This window comes from Comamonas sp. C24C (assembly GCF_053345995.1).
This window is the reverse complement of record NZ_JBKFBC010000003.1, coordinates 373,942-378,165: the sequence shown is the minus strand read 5'-3', so window position 1 is coordinate 378,165 and position 4,224 is coordinate 373,942. Positions and strand designations below refer to the sequence as shown.

2 protein-coding genes and 3 tRNA genes are annotated in these 4,224 nt (G+C 61.5%); 4 read left to right on the top strand and 1 reads right to left on the bottom strand.

Features of this window, described 5'->3' with window-relative positions; genetic code table 11:
• Nucleotides 1-846, top strand: an 846-nt coding sequence (locus ACLBXN_RS08605; RefSeq protein WP_447611827.1) for an NAD(P)H-hydrate dehydratase, incomplete at its 5' end; no start/stop codon positions are given.
• Nucleotides 847-910: 64 nt separating this feature from the next.
• On the opposite strand, the gene rnr is transcribed toward ACLBXN_RS08605, so the two are convergent.
• Nucleotides 911-3,511 carry a ribonuclease R gene (rnr, locus tag ACLBXN_RS08600; protein ID WP_447611826.1) on the bottom strand — a complete coding sequence of 867 codons (2,601 nt, stop codon included), beginning with the start codon at nucleotides 3,509-3,511 and terminating at the stop codon, nucleotides 911-913.
• A 34-nt stretch (nucleotides 3,512-3,545) separates the two neighbouring features.
• On the opposite strand from rnr, the gene ACLBXN_RS08595 reads away from it, so the two are divergent.
• The 3 genes from ACLBXN_RS08595 to ACLBXN_RS08585 all read left to right on the top strand — a co-directional run bounded on the left by ACLBXN_RS08595 (nucleotide 3,546) and on the right by ACLBXN_RS08585 (nucleotide 4,087).
• Nucleotides 3,546-3,630, top strand: a tRNA-Leu gene (locus ACLBXN_RS08595).
• A gap of 144 nt (nucleotides 3,631-3,774) precedes the next feature.
• A tRNA-Leu gene (locus ACLBXN_RS08590) sits at nucleotides 3,775-3,859 on the top strand.
• 143 nt (nucleotides 3,860-4,002) lie between these two features.
• Nucleotides 4,003-4,087 (top strand) — tRNA-Leu (locus ACLBXN_RS08585).
• Nucleotides 4,088-4,224 lie beyond the last annotated feature (137 nt).

Genomic DNA, 4,224 nt, shown 5'->3' with positions numbered 1-4,224 from the left:
CCCCCCCCCGCTGCAGCGCGACCCACGGCGCATCTGAACACCCGCTCCTCCGCTTCCTCAAGTGCACGCCCGCACGCCAGTCACAAAGGCAGTTTTGGCGATGTAGCCGTGCTCGGCGGCGAAGGCCTGGGCTTGCGAGGCCTGTCGATGACGGGCGCGGCCTGGCTGGCGGCACTGGCCGCACTGCACGCCGGAACCGGCCGCGTCATGCTGGCCTTGCTGGACGAAGCACTGGCGCAAGGCATTGCCCCCTGGCCGGAAATCATGCTGCGACGGCCTGCAGCCCAGGACTGGAGCCAGGCCACCGTGGTCTGCGGCTGCGGTGGCGGCGAAGCCGTGCAGGCCTGGCTGCCCCACATACTGAGCCAGGCGCCACAGCTGGTGCTCGATGCCGATGCCCTCAATGCCGTTGCCGCCAGTCCCACGCTGGCACAGCAGCTGAGCCAGCGCGCCTCGCGCCAGCAAGGCACTGTTCTGACACCCCACCCACTGGAGGCCGCGCGTCTGCTGCAGACCAGTACAACCCAAGTGCAAGCCGACCGCCTGCACTCCTGCCTGCAGCTGGCCCGAAAATTTCAGTGCACGGTGCTGCTCAAGGGTTCGGGCACGGTTGTCGCCAACCCACAGCAGCAAGTCTGGATCAATGCCAGTGGCAATGCCCGCCTGGCCACGGGCGGCACGGGCGATGTGCTGGCCGGGCTGATCGCCGCGCTATGGGCACAGGGTCGCAGTGCCGATATGGCTGCCATAGAGGGCGCCTTCCGCCACGGCCAGCTCGCAGATCGCTGGCCCGCAGACCGCCCGTTCAGCGCCAGCGCCCTGGCAATGCACCTGGGCGAGCAGTAAGCAGCGCAAGAAAAAAGGCCTTACCGGTATCCGGCAAGGCCTTGTTTGCTTTGCAAGCCAGCAATCAGCGTTCGGTCTTGCGCTTGCTGGTTTTGCTTGCCGGCGCGGCCTTGGTACGCGCTGTGACCTTTGGAGCCTTGGGCGCCGATTTCGCCACAGACTTCGCCGCCACCTTGGCCGTGGTCTTGGATTCGGGCTTGGCCGCCGTCTTGGCAACGGAGACAGGCGGCACATCAGGCGCAAGCAAGGCGGCAACCTGCTTCTTGCCTGCAGCCTTGCGCGGCTTGGCAACCACGGCCACAGCGACGGGCTCCGCTACAGGCTCGGGCTTTGGAGCCTGCGCGTATTCCGCCTCCAGCACCGCCAGATTCACGCTTTTCAACATGGCCTTCTTGGCTGCTTTACGACCTTGCCTGGAGCGATCGGGCTCCGGCGCAGCGGCAGGCCCTGCAGCAGCATTGCGCTGCGCACGATTGGCCTTGGCGTCACGACGATTCCACTTGTCGGAATAGCCGCCCGCACTGCGCTCGTCACGCGAATCACGGCGACCACGCCCCTCATCCTTGGCCTGACCGCGGCCGCTGCGGCTCGACTGCACCAGACCGTCCTCGCCATCGCGCACCAGGCGGAAGTCGATGCGACGTCCATCCAGATCCACGCGACTGACTTGCACGCGCACTCGTGCACCGATGCCATAGCGAACACCCGAGCGCTCGCCGCGCAGCTCCTGCCGAGCTTCGTCGAAGCGGAAGTAATCGCCGCCCAGTTCGGTGATATGCACCAGTCCTTCCACATACATGGCATCCAGCGTCACAAAGACGCCGAAGGTCGTCACCGAGGACACCGTGCCCGCGAACTCCTCGCCCAGATGCTCGCGCATGTATTTGCACTTGAGCCAGGCTTCCACATCGCGGCTGGCCTCGTCGGCGCGGCGCTCGTTGGCACTGCAGTGCAGGCCGGCGGCTTCCCAGGCCTGAAACTCCTTGGCCGCCGAACGCTTGCGCGGCTTCTGGCCCGGCGCGACCACACGCGAAGCCAGACGCTTAGCCATCTTCGCTTCAGCCTCACCCGGCGTGGGCAAGCTGGGCAGCTTGTAGTGCGTGCCGTTCAGCTCTGCCTTGATCACGCGGTGTACCAGCAAGTCGGGGTAACGGCGAATCGGGCTGGTGAAGTGGGTATACGCCTCAAAGGCCAAGCCGAAGTGACCCGAGCCCTCCGGCGTGTAGAAGGCCTGCATCATGGAGCGCAGCAGCATGGTGTGAATCTGCTGCGAGTCAGGCCTGTCCTTGGTGGCGTTGGCAATCTGCTGGAACTCCTTGGTCGAAGGGTTCTCGCTGATGCTCATGCTCACGCCCATGGCCTTGAGGTAGTTGCGCAGGATTTCCTGCTTCTCCAGCGAAGGCTTGTCGTGCACACGGAACAGCCCCAGCTGCCCGCTCTGGTCGATGAAATCAGCGCTGCAGACATTGGCCGCCAGCATGGCTTCCTCAATCAGCTTGTGCGCATCGTTGCGGGTGCGCGGCACGATCTTCTCTATGCGACCGTTGTCGTCGCAGACGATCTGCGTCTCTGTCGTCTCGAAGTCCACCGCACCACGCGCCTCGCGTGCCTTGAGCAGGGACTGGAAGACACCATACAGATTCAGCAAGTCCTGCACGCGATCCTTGCGCTTGGCCGCTTCCGGGCCCCGCGTATTGGCCAGGATTGCCGCCACCTCGGTATAGGTGAAGCGCGCATGGCTGTGCATGACTGCGGGGTAGAACTGATAGGCGTGAATCTCGCCCTGCGCGGTGATCAGCATGTCGCAGACCATGCACAGCCGATCCACGTCGGGATTCAGCGAGCACAGGCCGTTGCTGAGCTTCTCCGGCAACATGGGAATCACGCGACGTGGAAAGTACACGCTGGTGGCGCGGTCGTAGGCATCGATATCGATGGCGCTGCCCGTGGTCACATAGTGGCTCACGTCGGCAATCGCCACCAACAGACGCCAGCCCTTGCTGCGCCCCACCTTGGCTGGCTCGCAATACACGGCATCGTCAAAGTCGCGCGCATCTTCGCCGTCGATGGTGACCAGAGGAATATCGGTCAGGTCGATGCGGTGCTTGCAGTCTGCGGGGCGGACTTTTTCAGGCAACGCCTTGGCCTGCTCCAGGCAGGCCTCGGAGAAGATATGCGGCACCCCATACTTGCGCACCGCAATCTCGATCTCCATGCCCGGGTCATCCACTTCGCCCAGCACTTCGACGATGCGCCCCACTGGCTGACCAAACAGGGCCGGAGCCTCTGTCAACTCCACCACCACCACCTGCCCCGGTTTGGCAGCACCCGTGGCGTTGGAAGGAATCAGAATGTCCTGGCCGTAGCGTTTGTCCTCAGGAGCCACAAGCCACACACCGCTTTCCTGCAGAAAGCGACCAATGATGGGCTGATCGGGACGCTCCACGATTTCCACCACGCGCCCTTCGGGGCGACCGCGATGATCATGGCGAGCAATGCGCACCTGGACTCGGTCCTTGTGCAGCACCGCACGCATTTCATTAGGGGGAAGGTAGATGTCACGCTCACCATCGTCACGGACGACGAAGCCGTGACCGTCGCGGTGGCCCTGCACTGTGCCCAAAATTTCTTCGTTCATATCGGCAACTTTTGCGCGAGGGTTCATTTTTTTGATATACAATCTATGTCTTTCCTGAGATGCCCAGGTGGCGGAATTGGTAGACGCACTAGTTTCAGGTACTAGCGGGTAACTCCGTGGAGGTTCGAGTCCTCTCCTGGGCACCAAGTTTAACGACAACCTGCAAGGGTTGAAACAAACTTGGAAAACATTCCCCCAAAGGAATGCTTTCAAGCCAAGCGGCATCTTAGAGAATTTGAAGATTCGGGTTGGACGCAAGAAATTGCATTACAATACGAGCTTCCCTGAAAGCCCAGATGGCGGAATTGGTAGACGCACTAGTTTCAGGTACTAGCGGGTAACTCCGTGGAGGTTCGAGTCCTCTTCTGGGCACCAAACACGACAAGCCGTTGCATGCAAATGCAGCGGCTTTTTCGTTTCCGACCCAGCCCGATCGGCCGTGCTGTTTTTTTGAAAAAACATACGCAAACCGGCATCTGCACTACATCTGCCGCTATATAATTCAATCACTCTGAAATGCCCAGGTGGCGGAATTGGTAGACGCACTAGTTTCAGGTACTAGCGGGTAACTCCGTGGAGGTTCGAGTCCTCTCCTGGGCACCAAACACGACAAGCCGTTGCATGCAAATGCAGCGGCTTTTTCGTTTTTGCAAGCCCGCCATCGGACGCGCAAAGTTTTCAGAAAAATCTGCGCAAATCGACCTGGACACCCCTTGGGCCGCTATATAATTCGCTCACTT

Coding starts and splice junctions, on each gene's coding strand:
- rnr (WP_447611826.1), bottom strand. CDS start 3,511: ATGAACCCTCGCGCAAAAGTTGCCGATATGAACGAAGAAATTTTGGGC.